This is a genomic window from Flavobacterium crassostreae (assembly GCF_001831475.1).
Classification (GTDB): Bacteria; Bacteroidota; Bacteroidia; order Flavobacteriales; family Flavobacteriaceae; genus Flavobacterium; species Flavobacterium crassostreae.
In genome coordinates this window covers 1,789,796-1,807,167 of the sequence record NZ_CP017688.1, presented here as the reverse complement: position 1 = coordinate 1,807,167, position 17,372 = coordinate 1,789,796, and the positions used below count along the sequence as shown (strand labels likewise).

The 17,372-nt window shown below is 34.6% G+C and carries 14 protein-coding genes; 7 read left to right on the top strand and 7 right to left on the bottom strand.

Annotation, left to right across the window (positions count from 1 at the left end):
- Window positions 1-30 precede the first annotated feature (30 nt).
- The 7 genes from LB076_RS08065 to LB076_RS08035 form a co-directional block, all read right to left on the bottom strand.
- Window positions 31-1,416: a bifunctional UDP-3-O-[3-hydroxymyristoyl] N-acetylglucosamine deacetylase/3-hydroxyacyl-ACP dehydratase gene (locus LB076_RS08065; protein ID WP_066331806.1), complete on the bottom strand. Its 1,386-nt coding sequence runs from the start codon at window positions 1,414-1,416 to the stop codon at window positions 31-33.
- Window positions 1,409-2,452 (bottom strand): UDP-3-O-(3-hydroxymyristoyl)glucosamine N-acyltransferase, encoded by a 1,044-nt coding sequence (gene lpxD / locus LB076_RS08060; RefSeq protein ID WP_066331670.1) that lies wholly within the window; start codon window positions 2,450-2,452, stop codon window positions 1,409-1,411. The genes LB076_RS08065 and lpxD overlap by 8 nt, the downstream gene beginning before the upstream one ends.
- Window positions 2,453-2,573: 121 nt before the next feature.
- Window positions 2,574-3,803, bottom strand: coding sequence for an HD domain-containing protein (locus tag LB076_RS08055; protein ID WP_066331672.1), 1,230 nt, complete (start codon window positions 3,801-3,803; stop codon window positions 2,574-2,576).
- A gap of 145 nt (window positions 3,804-3,948) precedes the next feature.
- Window positions 3,949-4,395, bottom strand: a complete 447-nt coding sequence (locus LB076_RS08050) for a NanQ anomerase/TabA/YiaL family protein (RefSeq protein WP_066331675.1) — start codon at window positions 4,393-4,395, stop codon at window positions 3,949-3,951.
- Between the two features lie 327 nt (window positions 4,396-4,722).
- Window positions 4,723-5,871 carry a thiol-activated cytolysin family protein gene (locus LB076_RS08045; protein WP_066331677.1) on the bottom strand — a complete coding sequence of 383 codons (1,149 nt, stop codon included), beginning with the start codon at window positions 5,869-5,871 and terminating at the stop codon, window positions 4,723-4,725.
- 37 nt (window positions 5,872-5,908) lie between these two features.
- On the bottom strand, window positions 5,909-6,709 hold the full coding sequence (locus tag LB076_RS08040) for a hypothetical protein (RefSeq protein WP_066331679.1): 801 nt from the start codon (window positions 6,707-6,709) through the stop codon (window positions 5,909-5,911).
- Between the two features lie 311 nt (window positions 6,710-7,020).
- Complete coding sequence (locus tag LB076_RS08035; RefSeq protein WP_066331686.1) at window positions 7,021-8,799, bottom strand: carboxypeptidase-like regulatory domain-containing protein; 1,779 nt, start codon at window positions 8,797-8,799, stop codon at window positions 7,021-7,023.
- A gap of 209 nt (window positions 8,800-9,008) precedes the next feature.
- On the opposite strand from LB076_RS08035, the gene recG reads away from it, so the two are divergent.
- The 7 genes from recG (at window position 9,009) to LB076_RS08000 (ending at window position 17,345) form a co-directional block, all read left to right on the top strand.
- Entirely contained in the window at window positions 9,009-11,117 is a 2,109-nt protein-coding gene (gene recG / locus LB076_RS08030) for an ATP-dependent DNA helicase RecG (protein WP_066331687.1), read from the top strand.
- Window positions 11,118-11,132: 15 nt separating this feature from the next.
- Window positions 11,133-11,990: a bestrophin family protein gene (locus LB076_RS08025; RefSeq protein WP_066331690.1), complete on the top strand. Its 858-nt coding sequence runs from the start codon at window positions 11,133-11,135 to the stop codon at window positions 11,988-11,990.
- A 328-nt stretch (window positions 11,991-12,318) separates the two neighbouring features.
- Window positions 12,319-12,906, top strand: a complete 588-nt coding sequence (locus LB076_RS08020; protein WP_066331693.1) for a GNAT family N-acetyltransferase — start codon at window positions 12,319-12,321, stop codon at window positions 12,904-12,906.
- A gap of 131 nt (window positions 12,907-13,037) precedes the next feature.
- On the top strand, window positions 13,038-13,493 hold the full coding sequence (locus LB076_RS08015) for a MarR family winged helix-turn-helix transcriptional regulator (RefSeq protein ID WP_066331700.1): 456 nt from the start codon (window positions 13,038-13,040) through the stop codon (window positions 13,491-13,493).
- Between the two features lie 47 nt (window positions 13,494-13,540).
- A complete protein-coding gene (locus tag LB076_RS08010) occupies window positions 13,541-14,107 on the top strand; it encodes a YceI family protein (RefSeq protein WP_066331701.1) in 567 nt (188 codons plus the stop codon).
- A gap of 279 nt (window positions 14,108-14,386) precedes the next feature.
- Window positions 14,387-15,664 (top strand): hypothetical protein, encoded by a 1,278-nt coding sequence (locus LB076_RS08005; RefSeq protein WP_335583354.1) that lies wholly within the window; start codon window positions 14,387-14,389, stop codon window positions 15,662-15,664.
- Window positions 15,665-15,944: 280 nt separating this feature from the next.
- Window positions 15,945-17,345 carry an anthranilate synthase component I family protein gene (locus tag LB076_RS08000; protein ID WP_066331704.1) on the top strand — a complete coding sequence of 467 codons (1,401 nt, stop codon included), beginning with the start codon at window positions 15,945-15,947 and terminating at the stop codon, window positions 17,343-17,345.
- Window positions 17,346-17,372 lie beyond the last annotated feature (27 nt).

Sequence of the window (17,372 nt, the reverse complement as noted above, 5' to 3'; positions counted from 1 at the left end):
AAAAACTTTAATACAATTCTAAAATTTTTATTATTTTTTGGCTATTTGAGCCATTAATTCTGCTTCTGCAACTAATTTTCCGTTGGCATACGCATTGGCTTGCATGTGGCAAATTCCTCTTCGGATAGGGGTAATTAAATCACATTTAAAAATCAAGGTATCTCCTGGCAATACTTTATGCTTAAATTTAACATTGTCAATTTTCATAAAATATGTCAAATAATTCTCTGGATCTGGCACCGTACTTAACACTAAAATACCTCCGGTTTGTGCCATTGCCTCTACTATTAAAACTCCTGGCATTACGGGTGCTTCGGGAAAATGACCTACAAAGAAATTTTCGTTCATGGTTACGTTTTTCATACCCACAACGTGTGTTTCAGACATTTCGATAATTCGATCAATCAATAAAAATGGTGGTCGGTGTGGCAATACGGCCATGATTTTATGAATATCCATTAATGGCTCTTGATTCAAGTCATAAACGGGTACATAATTACGTTGTTCTATTTTAATGATTTTGGCCATTTTTTTGGCAAACTGAGTATTGACAAAATGCCCTGGTTTGTTTGCAATGACTTTTCCTTGAATTTTAGTTCCTATCAAAGCTAAATCTCCTACAACATCTAGCAATTTATGTCTTGCTGCTTCGTTAGGATAATGCAAGGTTAGGTTGTCTAGAATTCCATTTGGTTTTACATTAATAGCTTCTTTGCCAAAAGCTACTTTTAGATTTTCCATGGTAGCTTCGGAGATTTCTTTATCTACATAAACAATTGCGTTGTTTAAATCGCCGCCTTTGATCAAACCGTTATCCAACAAGGTTTCGAGCTCATGAAGAAAACTAAAGGTTCTAGAATCTGCTATTTGGGTTTTAAAATCCGAAATATTTTTAAGGTTTGCGTTTTGAGTACCTAATATTTTGGTGCCAAAATCTACCATTGTGGTTACAGAATAGGTATCACTTGGCATGATTAGTATTTCACTTCCAGAGGCTTCATCCGTATACGAAATTACTTCTTTTACTACATATACGTTACGTTTTGCGTTTTGTTCTTCGATACCAGCATTTTCAAGTGCTGCCACAAAATATTTAGAAGATCCGTCCATAATTGGCAATTCGGACGCATTTAATTCTATGATAACGTTGTCTAGGTCACAGCCTACTAAAGCCGCCAAAACATGTTCGGGTGTTTGTACCTTTACGCCTAATTTTTCTAAGTTGGTACCTCTTTGTGTATTAACTACATAATTGGCATCTGCCTCTACTACTGGGTGCCCTTCTAAATCTACTCTAACAAAAGTAAAACCATTATTGATTGGAGCTGGTTTAAAAGTAATTGTAACTTCTTTACCGGTATGCAATCCAACCCCAGTTAACGAGATTTGTGTCTTGATGGTCTTCTGTTTAACCATTGTTTCCATTTTTTTGGTTTAATGTTTGTTTTTTTAACTCTTTTATTTCGTTTACAATTTTGGGCAAGTTCTTAAAATGGACGTATGATTTGCTAAAATCATTGTAGCCAAAGGAAGGACTTCCTTGTAAAATTTCATTGTCTTTTATATTTCTAACCACACCTGCCTGGGCTTGTATGCGTACATTATCTCCAATGGTCAAATGCCCTACGATACCTACTTGTCCGCCAATCATGCCGTTTTTGCCTATTTTGGTAGAACCAGCAATCCCGGTTTGGGCGGCAATAACGGTATTTTCGCCTATTTCTACATTATGAGCTATTTGAATTTGATTGTCTAGCTTTACGCCTTTGCGTATAATTGTAGATCCCATTGTGGCACGATCTATTGTGGTGCAAGATCCAACATCTACGTTGTCTTCTAGAATAACGTTGCCTATTTGTGGGATTTTTTTGTAACTCCCGTCTGAACTTGGTGCAAAACCAAACCCGTCTGATCCTATTATTGCTCCCGAATGTATGGTACAATGGTTGCCTATTTTGGTTTCCGAATATATTTTGGCACCAGCAAAAATAGTGACATTATCTCCAAGGATTACATTATCTCCTACAAAACAATTGGGATATATCTTTACATTATCTCCTATAACTACCTTAGATCCTATGTAGCTAAAGCTTCCTAGGTACAAATTTTTTCCATATTTTGCATTTTCGGCTATTACAGATGGTTGCTCAATACCGCTTTTGGTACCTCTGGCTTGATCGTAAAATTCTAGTAATTTTGAAAAGGATAAATATGCGTCTTCTACTTTTATCAAAGTGGTATTTACCTTACTATCAGGTACAAAGCTTTTATTTACAATAGTTATAGTAGCCTGAGTGGTATAGATGTAATGATTGTATTTAGGATTCGACAAAAATGTTAGGGAACCTTCTTTTCCTTCTTCAATTTTTGCCAATTCTTGCACTTCAGCTTTGGGATTGCCAACAACTTCTCCTTCTAAAATCCCGGCTATTTGTTCTGCTGTAAATTTCATCTTATTAGATTGTATTTTTAATGGTATAAGATGCGTTATGATCGCAGTTCTCTAAACATATAAAAAATGATTAACTTTTGATTTGGACAAAAATATAAAAAAATAGATTTTAATTGTTAATTTATATCAGTTGTTTTGGGAAACAAATATAATACTTAGTTACCGCTTTTGACAAGGATTTTAAATTTAGCTGGTTTGATGACTCAATTACATCCTCTACGGTTCTGTCTTTCTTTAAAATTCTAATGGGTTCTGCTTCTTTGCTGTAGGCCTGATTTTTAATTTTTCCTTTAAAAACAAAATAAGAAGCTTCTTGCAAACTGATTTTATTTTTGGCTGCAAATTGCTCCTTTAGGGGTTGTAAATCTTCTAAATCTGTTTTGTCATTGGCCATTTTTATTTTTAATAAATCTCTGTGAATTATCATTTTACTTAAAGCAGATAAAATAAAATCTGGCTCATACTGCCATGCCTTTAGGGCGCTTATGATATCAAAATCATCTAATCTTGCAAACAAATCTAGTGTGTTGGCGTCAAAATGATTTAAGGTAATTTTATTTTGCAAAAAAAACTGCAGTGCAGCACTGCATGGCAAAATAGTTCCTTTTAAGGTGAGTTCTTTAGCTCGTTTTAAGATTTTTGTCAAAATTAATTCTGCAACTAAACTGGTTTTGTGCAAATAAGCCTGCCAGTACATCAATCTTCGGGACATTAAAAACTCCTCTACGGAGTATATGCCTTTTTCTTCAATAACCAGAACGTCTTTCTCTACGTTCATCATCTGGATTAATCGTTCTGAGTTTACATTGCCTTCTGCTACTCCAGAATAAAAACTATCGCGTTTTAAATAATCCATTCTGTCCATATCCAATTGACTCGATATGAGTTGCAACATAAACAACCTATGGTATTCTCCTTTAAAAACCTGAATTGCTAGAGCAAGCTGCCCGTTAAATTGCTCATTCAATTCGTTCATAAAAAGCAAAGATATTTGCTCGTGGTTTACGTCTTCGACAATGCTTTTTTCCATGGCATGGGAAAAAGGGCCATGGCCTATATCGTGCAATAAAATGGCAATATAAAGGGCGTTTTCTTCTTCTGTGGAGATTATAACTCCCTTAAATCGCAACACATCTACTGCTTTTTGCATCAAATGCATGCATCCTAAGGCATGATGAAAACGGGTATGATTGGCTCCGGGATAGACTAAATAAGACAATCCCATTTGCGAAATACGCCTTAACCTCTGAAAATAAGGATGTTGTATTAAATCATAAATTAAGGCATTTGGTATGCTGATGAACCCGTATATGGGATCATTAAATATTTTTAGTTTATTGATTTGACTCACTATAACTTTTTTTAGGTCAACAAATATAGGTAAAATAGATTTTATGCATCAGTCTTCCTGTTATCTATACGTATTGCTTGGGAGCAAAAAAATCCAAAAACAGTATGGTTCTCGGATTTTTTGCTCTGCATTGGAGCGTATTTAATCAAACCTGTACTTTCACTACTACTTTTTTGACTCTAGAGATGGCGCCGTCTTTTACACACGGACGGTGTAAATCGTCCGGAAAAAATACCGTAAACATACCCGGAACCAATTGAATGTATGGCGTTTCTGCTTCATAAAAAATAAAATCTTTTTCGGTGTCTACCTCCAACACTTTTTGATCTTTTTTGGTGGCAACCCCCATTAATTCGGTTCCTTCTAATACATACTGAATATCTATGTATTTGATGTGACTCTCCAAGAGACAATCTTTGATTTCTTTGGTATCGTACTCTTGCACCACTGCAAAGACTGCTTTGTCTTCAATTTCATAGGTTCCAAGCTCTATGGTATTGGGATCTATATTTTTTATAAATTCAAAACCCTTGGCTAATCTATCCGTAATGGTAGCGTAGAGAGCGTAATTTTCAATTTTATCCAGTATCATGCGTTCTTTTTAATGGTTTAAATCTATTTTGTTGCTGTAAATTTATACAAAAAAACGATTCTTTATTTGCTAGCATGTTGTTTTCTTTTTTTTATATAAAGAAACTAATCCGTGCAAAACCATACTATGGACCAGTCCAAAGAACCAAAGCTTTGTGCCATATTTAAATGATACGGATACTACTAAGAGGGCGCTTAAAAAAACGAAACACGTATTGCCTGTTTTTACAAAAGTCAAAAAAAAAGGGATTAACGTTGTACTACAAGTTAATCCCTTTGGAATTATTTTTTATTAAATAACTTGGTGCCAAAACACCAAACTCTTTATTTATTCTTTATAAACTTTAAACTCTTTTTCGAATCTACCAACTACATCCACTTGGGTGTTGTCTAGCAATCTTCGTACTTTATACGAAATAGGCACAGAAGTATCCACAAGTTGCTGTGTGCTCGGAGCCGTCAAGAACGTCATAAATGCATTATAACTAGTCACTATGCCACTTGGGCCACCCAACACTTTAATTTTTATACTGTTAGAACCCCATAGTTTTTTAAAGGACTCACTATAATTCACGTCTGCAGATGCGCTCCAGCTCAAAAACTTTACGCCAACTGCAGCATTTACCATTTTGGTAATTTCGCTAGTGCTTAGATCCGTTTCTATCAGTAAATAAGCAATACGCCCATAATCTACACTGCTGATATATAATGGTTCGTGCGTGCCACACTCCGATGCTTTGATATCTCCGTTGATCCAAGTACTTACATATTTGGGATCAATAGAGGCGTTATAAAATTTTTGATACACCTTTACCATTACATATTTTTTGGAGTTCGTAGAGGTGTTAGAACCCGAATAGTTAAAATTAGCACTCACCATACCTGCCAAAGCATTGGCCTCTACATGCACATTCAGCGATTTATGAAAGGTATTGCTAGAATAAATAGAATCACTTTGATAGATATATTCTGCTGGTACCGCTTTGGGATCATAAGCGTCTATATTTTTAAATAAAAAACTATTCAATTGACCTCTGATACTACTTAGCGTGGGAGATGCCACTACTGATCCAGGAAAATCATAATCCTTTAACTCTACAGACAGTGTAACATCGTTAAAAGGAGTACTGAGTACTAAGGGATCGTATTTGCCATTCATAAAAGAGGAGCCTCTCAAAATACTTCCTGGATATATAATATCATTAGATTGAGACGAGTCAAAAATCAAAGTTGGATTGATTGCTTTAGACTCTTCTAGCTTAACGGCATATTCAAATTCAATTTTTCCGGTGGTGGTATTGAGCTTGGTCAAGCCTGTTTTGGCCGAAGATAAGGTAGTGGTAGGTTTTGCTGTAAATGCTACTTTATCTAAACTAGCAGTAGATTTTACCTCTGGAGTAGCATCTCCTGAATCACTACAGCTCACTGCTGCAACCGCAAAGAGGCAACCCATTAATTTGGTTAAATTGTTTTTCATTTCTAATTGTTTATTTAATTGTTTATTTAATTGTTTTTTAATTAACTGCTACGCCATAATAAACCGCAATAATTTGTTTGTTGCCATTTATTGTTTTAAATAATTCTATAGTGGCACCGCCGCCAGGAACTCCAGGATTGTCACCACACTGGTTTCTGGTAGGTATTATTTTTAAATTTGTTTTGGGCGCAAATACGTCTTGCAAGGAGGCGCCGTCATAACTGGTGCTGTATCCAAAGGCTGCTTTGGAATCCGTCAAATAATTATCATAGATCTGGTTGCCTGCATCTATAGAGAAATAAAAATCTCTATGTCGCCATCTTTTAAGACCGCAATTACCATCCGTACCTGTAGTAGTACTTGTAGTTATTTTTACCGCATTAAAGATTATTGGATCTTTAAGAATAAAGGTTTTGGTTATTTCTTCTAATTGTAACTGAAAAGTGCCCGCAACTATTGGTTTGATATAAAACACATTTTCTCCTAGTTGCAAATTAAGAGATTCTACCTTTAGGTATTTTCCGGGCTCTGAACTACTGGCTAAATACATCTCATAATCCGTGTTGAGTAAATCATGGAATGTGGCCGATTTACCTACTGGTGCCGCAACAATAAGATTAGCGCCGTTTAATTTGGTTATTCTTAATTTTACTTTGACATAATCCCCTACCTCTATATTGGTAGCAGATTTTTTTGGTAGCCCATAAAAATCCAATTCAGGCGCTTCGCTCTCTAGGCGAGATATTGGATCTACTACTTGTACAGCTGCAGGGCTATCTGGTTTTGAGCAAGACAAAAACCCTACTAAAACAACCATAAATGCGTTTATTTTTTTCATTTGTGTTCCTTTTTTTTAAAAATACAGGAACGAATGTATTGCTAATTTTAAAAGCAAAACTTAACAATTGTTAAATTCAATAAATTTGCTTTATAATATAGATTCGTAAGAAATGGAAATAATAAGGTCATTTGGATATAACAACTTGATTTGTCCAGCGATTAATTCCGGACTAGTACCCTTTAATTTAGATTCCTTAATTTACAACAGAACTTTCAAGTACAAAACGAGCTTTAAATTAAGCCTTAAACCGCCTTTTGCAAAAACGCTGTTGTATGAAACCATAATTTCCGCAATCTTTAATTTTTATTTTAATCATTCAACTCTGGGTTTTCTTCTTTTAATTTTTTAATTTTTTTGTCCCAGTCGATATTCAGATAGCTATTCTTGTTTTTAGTATTTTCTGCTTTTTGTGTTTTCAAATTATAGAGATTGAAGTTTTTACCCGCTTTTAATTCTTCTGATTTAGGGTTGCTATTAAACCCGTTAGTCAAAAGTACCGATTGGATAAAAATATTTTGTGTCTTGTCTATTTTTGAGTCATAAAAACTAACATCAGTCGCGTATTTTAAAAAATTATTATAATATAAATTACCAACTAATTTATATTTAACAACATACTCTTCTGAATTGGATGAAGTAACTGTTTTACTATTTGAAAGACCAATACTTATAGAAGTATCTTTGTTTTGGACGTTTTTTACAAGATTAAAATTACTCTCCGTAATAGCAAAAGTTTTTGAATCTACAATAAAATTCCCTTGGTACTGCCATTTTTTTTGTGAATTTTTGGGGATAAAAGTAACATTATAATAAGTCTCTTTATCCGATGTAAATTTATTGACTTCAAATGTATAATCCTTTTCGTTTTTGATAAATGGTAGGTTTAAAGGAAAAAAAGATGCAATTATACTTTTGGGAGAAGGAGAATAAAAGTTTTTGATTTTATCCAAATTATTTACATTCAATTTTAAGCTTATTAGTCTAGCATCTAGGCTATTATTTTTATTGTAATTCGGAATATTTAAATTTAATTCTCCGTCAAAATAAGCTAGAAAAGCGTTATCATTTTTAACCTCGTAGTTAAAATAAATAGAATTTACAGTTGCGTTAACAGGATAATTTGATGGTATTTTTTCTTTAACTTTATTTATTATATCTATTCCTTTTATTGATAAAATTGCAACTTCAGACAATTGAATCACATCATCTTCCAATGTAAATTCTGTCTTATTGCAATTGCTGATTTTTAATAGTGCCTTTTTGAAACCTATGTGTGACAAGTAAATAGTGTCATTTGTAGATTGTTGGTTTATATTGATTGAAAACGCACCATTTTCATTAGAAACCACACCAGTCGGATTTGATTTTGACCAAATAGTTGCATATGCGATAGGGTGTTTATTTATATCTACCACTTTACCAATTAATTGGCATTGAGAAAATCCCTCAAAACTTATCAATAATAGTGTTGCTAAAAAAACTGTTTTTTTAAAATTTTTAATACTTTTTAATAACATTAAACCTTCCTTGATTAGCAAAATATAGAATAAAATAGACGCTAAAAAAACTAAAACATGCAAGAAATTAAAAGAGTTATTTTTGTAGTCAAAAAATAATTTTGAAGCATTTCCAAAAATATAGATTACAGAATTATCTTTTATAAATGCCCCAAATATGACTAAATAACTTAAAAGAAAACCGATTAATCCATAAATAAATAAGGGTTTATTAATCTGAATTTTTGGATTTTTATAAATTAAGAATGTTTTTTTTAGTTCCATTAGTGATTTTTGTTTACGATTTGGAATATCTAAAAAGTCAGACAAAATCCAATAGCCATCGGTTCTGATAAAAGGATTAAACTGAAATAACATTTGTACTAAAATTACGAAGCTAATAAATAACAATTCAAATCTATTGTTAAAAAAGTAAATTAAAAATAAAAAACTAACAAATAGTAATTCAAAATAGAGACCGCCAGCATTGACAATCAATCTTTTATTTTTTGATAAATTCCAAGCATTTGAAACATTTACAAATAAAACAGGAACGAATGTATTGCTAATCTTAAAAGCAAAACTTAACAATTGTTAAATTCAATAAATTTCTTTATAACTATTTTTTTTATGTAAAATCACCTATTAGCCGAGACTTGTCCGACTTTCTTGGTATTTTATTTTCAAAGCATGTTGTTTTTAATTTCCAAACAAAAAACTATCTTCGCTTTGGATACCATTCCATTGCAAAGCAATGCGGCAAACTATTGCTTTTTGGCTTTTTATTAAAAATAAAATACATGTCTAACAACCTCTTACTTACCCCTATAGAATACCTAAAAGGCGTGGGTCCCACTCGTGGCGGATTGCTACGCAAAGAGTTAGGAATCCACAAGTATGGAGATTTAATCCAGCTCTACCCCAACCGCTACATTGACCGCACCCGCTATTATAAAATTAACGAGTTACAAGACAGTGCTGCTGAGGTGCAGATTGTTGGCAAAATTACCCATATCAAAACGGTAGAATTTGGTAAAGGCAAAAAACGTCTTGTGGCTACCTTTGTAGATGCTACAGGCCAAATGGAATTGGTCTGGTTTCAAGGACAGAAATGGGTTAGAGAATCCTTAAAAATAAATGAAATAAGTGTGGTTTTTGGAAAATGCAGTTCTTTCAACGGAATTTACAGCATCGCACATCCCGAGATAGAACTACTCACGGAGCACCAAACCAGCTTGCGTTCGGCCATGCAGGCTGTCTACCCATCTACAGAAACCTTGGCCAATAGAGGGGTTAGCAACCGGGTTATTAACAAAATAATGCAGCAATTATTTCAGGAAACCCAAGCCTTATTTACAGAAACGCTTCCAGATTATTTACTGCAAGAATTAAAACTAATTTCTAAAAAAGACGCCTTATTACAAATTCATTTTCCTAAAAGCAGTACCGCTTTGGCACAAGCCCAGTATAGACTCAAGTTTGAAGAGTTGTTTTTCATTCAATTGCAATTAATTACCAAAAACCTAATCCAGAAACACAAAATAAAAGGGCATCCCTTTGCAGTTGTAGGTACTTTTTTTAATGGTTTTTACCAACACCATCTGCCTTTTGAACTCACGGGTGCTCAAAAAAGAGTAATCAAAGAAATACGAACCGATATGGGTAGTAATGCCCAAATGAATCGTTTATTACAAGGAGATGTAGGTTCCGGAAAAACCATAGTAGCTTTTATGACTATGCTACTGGCATTAGATAATGGTTTTCAGGCTTGCCTAATGGCACCCACGGAGATACTGGCCAACCAACACTTTATAGGTCTTTCAGAATTGGCTCAAAAGCTGGATTTAAATATAAAACTACTCACCGGATCTAGCAAAATAGCTGCCAGAAGAACCATACAAGAAGAACTAGAAAACGGAAGTTTACAAATACTCATTGGCACCCATGCACTGTTAGAAGACAAAGTAAAATTCCAAAATTTAGGGCTAGCCGTTATTGATGAGCAGCATCGTTTTGGGGTAGAACAACGCTCTAAATTATGGAAAAAAAACAGTATTCCGCCCCATGTTTTGGTCATGACCGCTACGCCAATACCCAGAACATTGGCCATGAGTCTGTATGGTGATTTGGATATTTCGGTAATTGATGAATTGCCTCCTGGCAGAAAACCCATCCAAACCGTACACCGCTTTGACAGCAACCGCCTAAAGGTTTGGAAATTTATACGGGATCAAATAGCTATTGGACGTCAGATCTATATTGTTTATCCCTTGATCCAGGAATCCGAAAAAATGGATTACAAGGATTTAATGGATGGCTACGAAAGTATTTCTAGAGATTTTCCGTTGCCGCAATACGCTATATCTATCTTGCACGGAAAAATGAAACCCGCAGACAAAGATGCCGAGATGAAACGCTTTGCTGAAGGCAAAACCAATATTATGGTTGCAACCACGGTGATTGAAGTTGGTGTGAATGTCCCTAATGCCTCGGTGATGGTTATTGAGAGTGCCGAACGTTTTGGACTCTCGCAGCTACACCAATTGCGGGGGCGTGTGGGGCGTGGTGCAGATCAAAGTTATTGCATTTTGATGACTAGTTTTAAACTCAGCAACGATAGTAAAACCAGAATGGAAACTATGGTAGGTACTAATGATGGTTTTGAAATTGCCGAAGTAGACCTCAAACTCCGAGGACCTGGTAACCTGATGGGAACCCAACAAAGTGGAGTGCTCCACCTACAAATTGCAGATATTGTCAAAGACAAAGATATTCTGGCTCTTGCTAGAAATCACGCCATGAAAATACTAAAAGAAGATGCGCCACTACAGAAACCAGAGCATGCAGGCATGAGAGCGGTATATTTGGAGTTAACCAAAAAGAAAAACATCTGGAATTATATTAGTTAAAAACCACCCAAAAACATGATCTCTTACAACCCAAAAGACTGGATTACCTTTATCTTTCGATTTCATAAAGCCGACACCTTTAGACAATTAATACCTATGATGCTTTTTATTGGTTTGTATGCCGCAGCAATAGCGTATTTAGAAATTGAATATTGGGTTCTGCCCGAAAATAGCCATGTAAAAAACATTTCTATCATGCATGGTATGCTGGGCTTTGTTATTTCTTTGTTGCTAGTTTTTAGAACCAATACGGCTTATGACCGATGGTGGGAAGGTCGAAAAATATGGGGTAGTTTGGTTAATAATTCTCGTAATTTGGCCTTAAAATTATCGGCTATTTTGACCGAAGAATCGGATCGAGCTTTTTTTAGAAAAATAATTCCTAGTTATGCTTCGATACTTAATAAACATCTAAAGAACGAACAAACTAGCAAGCAACTTTTTGATGGTGTAGTTCTAGAACACCACAACCACCGCCCTAATCAGGTTGCCAAGATATTGTTTTATAAAATAAATGAGCTGTATATGTCTAAAAAAATCACTGGAGACCAACTCATTATATTAAACCACGAAATACAATCGTTTACGGATATTTGTGGAGCCTGTGAGCGTATAAAGAACACTCCTATTCCGTATTCGTATAGTGCTTTTATCAAAAAATTTATCTTTTTTTATGTTATGACATTGCCCTTTGGGTATGTATTCAATCTTGGGTATTATGTAATTCCGGTGGTTATTTTTACTTTTTATGTTTTGGCTAGTTTGGAGTTAATTGCCGAAGAGATTGAAGATCCTTTTGGACACGATGCTAATGATTTGCCAACCAAAAAAATTGCCGAAAATATCAAAAGACATGTCGAAGAATTGTTATAAAGCAATCTCCACCAATACAAAAGCTTGTTTTGGGTCTAAATAGTATTTTCTGTTGGTCAAATTAGGTATATTGTCCAGAATATCTATGTGACGGTATTTGAAAAAACAAAATACCCTAATTTAGCCCTAATAGAAGCGGCATCCTCTTGTGTTGCGATAGCAAAAACAAGAGATACAGCGGATAGTAGGTGGGTGTATTATTACAAAACGCATTGTTTCTGCTCCTTAAAAAAGTTTTTTTGGGTTTGATGGAGTACTTTTACATACGGACTCTGGTTTGGATCTTAAACTGTTTCTTTTTTTAAAACAACACTCAAAAATATTTGTAATGCTAATCCGAAAAGCCGTTTTATCTGATGCTCCTGCTCTTGCTACTTGTTTGTTACTGGCCATGGATACAATACTGTATCGTTTTATTGGTCAAGAAAATTATGCGCAGGCGGAGGCTTTTTTGTTGCAATTTATTACCCAAAAAAACAACCAATATTCATACCAAAATTGCTGGGTGATACAAACTGAATCTGGGGTTGTTGCTGCGGCAAATGTGTATGATGGCGCGCAATTAGTGGCTTTGAGAGCGCCTATAATTGCCTATTTAAAAAGGCATTATCACTACAGTGGCGTTATGGAGGCCGAAACGCAACCAGGCGAATGGTATGTGGATAGTCTTGGGGTTCGGGTTGAGGCGCAAGGAAATGGTTTGGGTTCTCAATTGCTGCGTTTTTTGATTCAAAAACACGTTGTGGACCAACAACAAACTTTAGGTTTATTGGTTGACAAGGCAAATCCAGAGGCCAAAAAATTGTATCTAAAATTAGGTTTTAGGATTATTAGACCTACTGTTTTGGCAGGCAAACCTATGGAACATTTGCAGATTGGTCCCGATTTTATAAACTTAGCTTCTAAATTATTTTAAGGTTAAATAACCGTAAAACCATGAACTTGAATGGTTATTTGTGGTTACTTTTATTTTAGAATTTAAAAAAACTATCTCAACATTTGTATATACAAATAAAAAGAATATCTTTGTAATCCCAAATTGAGATTATGAAAATTGAAGATGTTATAAAAACCAATACGGCGCTTACGGATGCCAAAAAAATTATTCTTAATGTATTGTACACTCAAAATATAGTTGCAGAGAAGTTTCACGAAATTTTAAAACCATTTGAGTTATCGAGTGAGCAGTACAATGTTTTGAGAATTTTGAGAGGACAAAAAGGCAATCCTGTAAATATGTTTACCATTCAAGAAAGAATGGTTGCCAAAACAAGCAATACTACCAGATTGGTAGATAAATTATTATTAAAAAACCTGGTTTTGCGTAAGGTTTGCCCCGATAACAAACGCAAAATAGAGGTTACCATTACTCAAAAGGGATTGGATATTTTGACCGAATTAGAACCCAAAGTAGTTGCGCATGAGCAGTATTTTGCTTCTAATTTGAACCCAGAAGAACGCCAAACATTGAACTTTTTGTTAGAAAAATACCGAAACGCATAAAACAAATTAATAACAAACCAATTACTATCTCTAAAAACTAAAACACAATGAAAAAATTAAAAACAATTGCACTGGCTCTAATTGTAGCTCTAACGGCAGTATCTGTAACGGCACAAACTAAAAAAATTGACATCCAAAAAAGCACCATTTCATGGGTGGGCAAAAAAGTAACTGGAGAGCATTCTGGTACGGTTGCTTTTAAGGATGGTACGCTTTTGTTTAGACAAAACAAATTAGTTGGTGGAACCTTTACGGTAGCCATGCAGACACTAACTGCTACGGATCTTTCTGGCGAATACCAACAAAAACTAAATACCCATTTAAAGTCTAAAGATTTTTTTGGAACCGATACGTTTCCAACTGCCGTTTTGGTATTTAAAAGAATCAAAACCAAAGCAAAAAATCTATATACCATTGCAGCAGATTTGACCATTAAAGGAATCACCAATCCAGTTACTTTTGATCTTTTAGTGCAACCTACAACTGCTAGCACAACTCTTGTTGTAGACAGAACTAAATACGATATCAAATACAACTCCGCAAGTATTTTTAGCACCATTGGAGACAAAGCCATTGCAGATGCGTTTCAGTTAACCGTTAGTATGCAGTATTAGTACGTACTTATACCAACTATTCTGGATTAAAACCACCCTGACAAATTTTAGATTTGTTAGGGTGGTTTTTTTTTATTTATAATGTATGTTAATTCTTACTAAACAAAATTAACATTACAGTAACTTATTGATAATGCCAAAAATTGAGGGTATACGCACTATAGCGTTAATTTTGTGACCAGAAAACAAGTCTATTAAACATTTACTTAATAGTTATTTTCTTAACAAAACGTAACCCAAATATTCCTTTAAATAATCCGGAATATTAAAAAAACAATTATGATGAAAAGAACACTATTTACTGTAGTTATTATTTTACTTTTTAATTTTATTGGAACAGCACAACAACCAAAAGGAATTTTTGGTGTTTCTAACTGGATGTACAATTGGACTAATTTTAAACCTGCTACCACGGATTATAACGAAGCCACGGATATAATCACCGGAGTAATATCCAAAGACACGAAACTATACAAAAGAAATACGTACCTCCTAAATGGCATTGTATACGTTACCAACAATGCGGTTTTAACCATTGAACCAGGAACCGTAATCCGAGGAGATCAAGAAAGCTGTGGTACCTTAGTGGTTACAAAGGGTGCTAAAATTATAGCTGAGGGTAATGAAACTGACCCTATTGTTTTTACTTCCAACAAAAACACCCTAGCCAGAAGACCTGGAGATTGGGGCGGAATTATACTGTTAGGACAAGCACCAATCAATAAAATTGGCGGTATGGGTTATTTAGATTTTAATTTAAATCCAGCCATGAGCTACTATGGCGGCGAGGATGTAGGGGATAGCTCCGGAATCTTAAAATATGTGCGCATAGAATACTCTGGCCGAAAATTAAATGCTCATAAAGAACTAAATGGTTTGTCTATGGCAGGTGTGGGCAGAAAAACCATTTTAGACTATATTCAGATTAGTTTTTCAAATGACGATTCTTTTGAGTGCTATGGTGGAGATGTTAATTTAAACAACCTTATCTCTTACCGAACCACCGATGATGATTTTGATTTTACTCAAGGCGCACAAGCTAACCTAAACAACAGTATAGCCATTCGTCATCCTTACTCTTCGGATATATCTGGTTCTAGATGTTTTGAAATTGACTCGTATGACAAACCCAATAATGTAGATTTTACCAAAAAAATGACTAAAGTAAATGCCAACAACATTACTTTAATAAACATGGAAGAAAATGACCAAGGCTTGGTGCGCGAATCTATCTACATCAAAGAAAAAAGTAATTTAAGTTTAAACAACTGTGTAATCTCTGGGTTTAGTCCTTTTATATTATTAGACGAAAAAATAGAATATCTCTCTGCAAACTTAGCCAGAATAAGCCTAAACAACATAACAGTAAACCGATGCAAGGGTAAAATTGTAAGCCAAGCAGAAGAGTTCAATACCGAAATCAACAATTGGTACAGCAACGATGCCTTTGCCATTGAATATACCGATATCCCGAAAAAAGATTTATTTACAGATGTAAGCCTTAGATCCACTCCAGATTTTAGAGTAAAAGTGAACAATTTGATTGGTCGTAATTAGAAAAAAAATACGTACAAAAACATTGGTTACAACAAATTAAAAAAATAAATATAATTTTAAAACAAACCCTTGTACTAAACAAAATTATTTTTATATATTTGTCTTATGAAAACAACAATAAACAATACTTGGTGGTGGAACATTTTACGTCAATAGTCGTGAACTAAGCTCCTATAGTATTATTTTTAATATAAATATAAAAAGGCTTGTCATCACGACAGGCCTTTTCTGTTTTTAAAATTTTACATCAATAAATTACAAATCATAAAATTTATTCCAATTGAAATCATTTACATTAAATACAAAGTACAAACAAATACTCGCAGACACCATTACTCCTGTAAGTGTGTATTTAAAAATAAGAGATAAATTCCCTAACAGCTTGTTGCTAGAGAGCAGTGATTATCATGGGAGTGACAATAGTTTTTCTTACATCTGTTGCAATCCAATTGCTTCCATAAAAATAGAAAACGAAACTATTTACAAAAGCTATCCAGACGGAAGTACCTCCAAAGAAACAATCACACCACAGACCAACATTCCGGAAATAATACAAGCGTTTTCTGGTCAATTTAAATCCGAGAAAAATGATTTTAAATTTATAAATAATGGTCTTTTTGGGTACATTTCTTATGATGCCGTGCGCTATTTTGAAAAAGTCAACATTGCCAAAAAAGAAAATAGCAATACCATCCCAGATGTCTATTATGCCGTTTATCAAAACATTATTGCTATTAATCATTTTAAAAATCAAGCCTATATCTTTTGCCATAGCCTAAAGGATACCAATAATATTGCAGAGATAGAGCAACTCTTACAATCTCGCAACATTGCTACATATAAATTTAATAAAGACGGCGAAGGCTTTTCGAACCTAACAGACCAAGAGTTTAAACACAACGTAACTCTAGCCAAAAAACACTGTTTTAGAGGGGATGTATTTCAGTTGGTTTTGTCCAGAAGATTTACTCAAGGCTTCAAAGGAGACGAATTTAACGTCTACAGAGCCTTAAGAAGTATCAACCCCTCTCCTTACCTCTTCTTTTTTGACTACGGAGACTTCAAAATTTTTGGGTCTTCGCCCGAAGCACAAATAATTGTCAAAGATCGTAAGGCCGAAATCCATCCTATTGCAGGAACCTTTAAACGCACTGGCGATGACGAAAAAGATGCTGTACTTGCAAAACAATTGTCTGTAGATAAAAAAGAAAACAGCGAACACGTAATGCTTGTAGACTTGGCTCGAAATGATTTGAGCCGCAACGGGCATCACGTGCAAGTGGAGCGTTATAGAGAAGTACAATTTTTTTCGCATGTCATTCATTTAGTATCTAAAGTAACCGGCCATTTGCATGAAAAAGCCAACACCATGCAAGTAGTTGCAGATACTTTTCCGGCAGGAACTCTCAGCGGAGCACCCAAACACCGGGCCATGCAATTAATTGAACAGTACGAAAAAACAAACCGAAACTTTTATGGTGGTGCCATTGGTTTTATGGATTTTGAAGGTAACTTTAACCATGCCATAATGATTAGAACCTTTTTGAGCAAAAACCACCAATTACATTCGCAAGCAGGAGCCGGAATTGTAGCCAGCTCAGACGAAGAAAGCGAAATGCAAGAAGTATACAACAAACTAAGAGCCCTGAACGCAGCATTAGATCTAGCCGAAACCATCTAGCTTCTAGCGTTACAAAGCGCAGCTAAT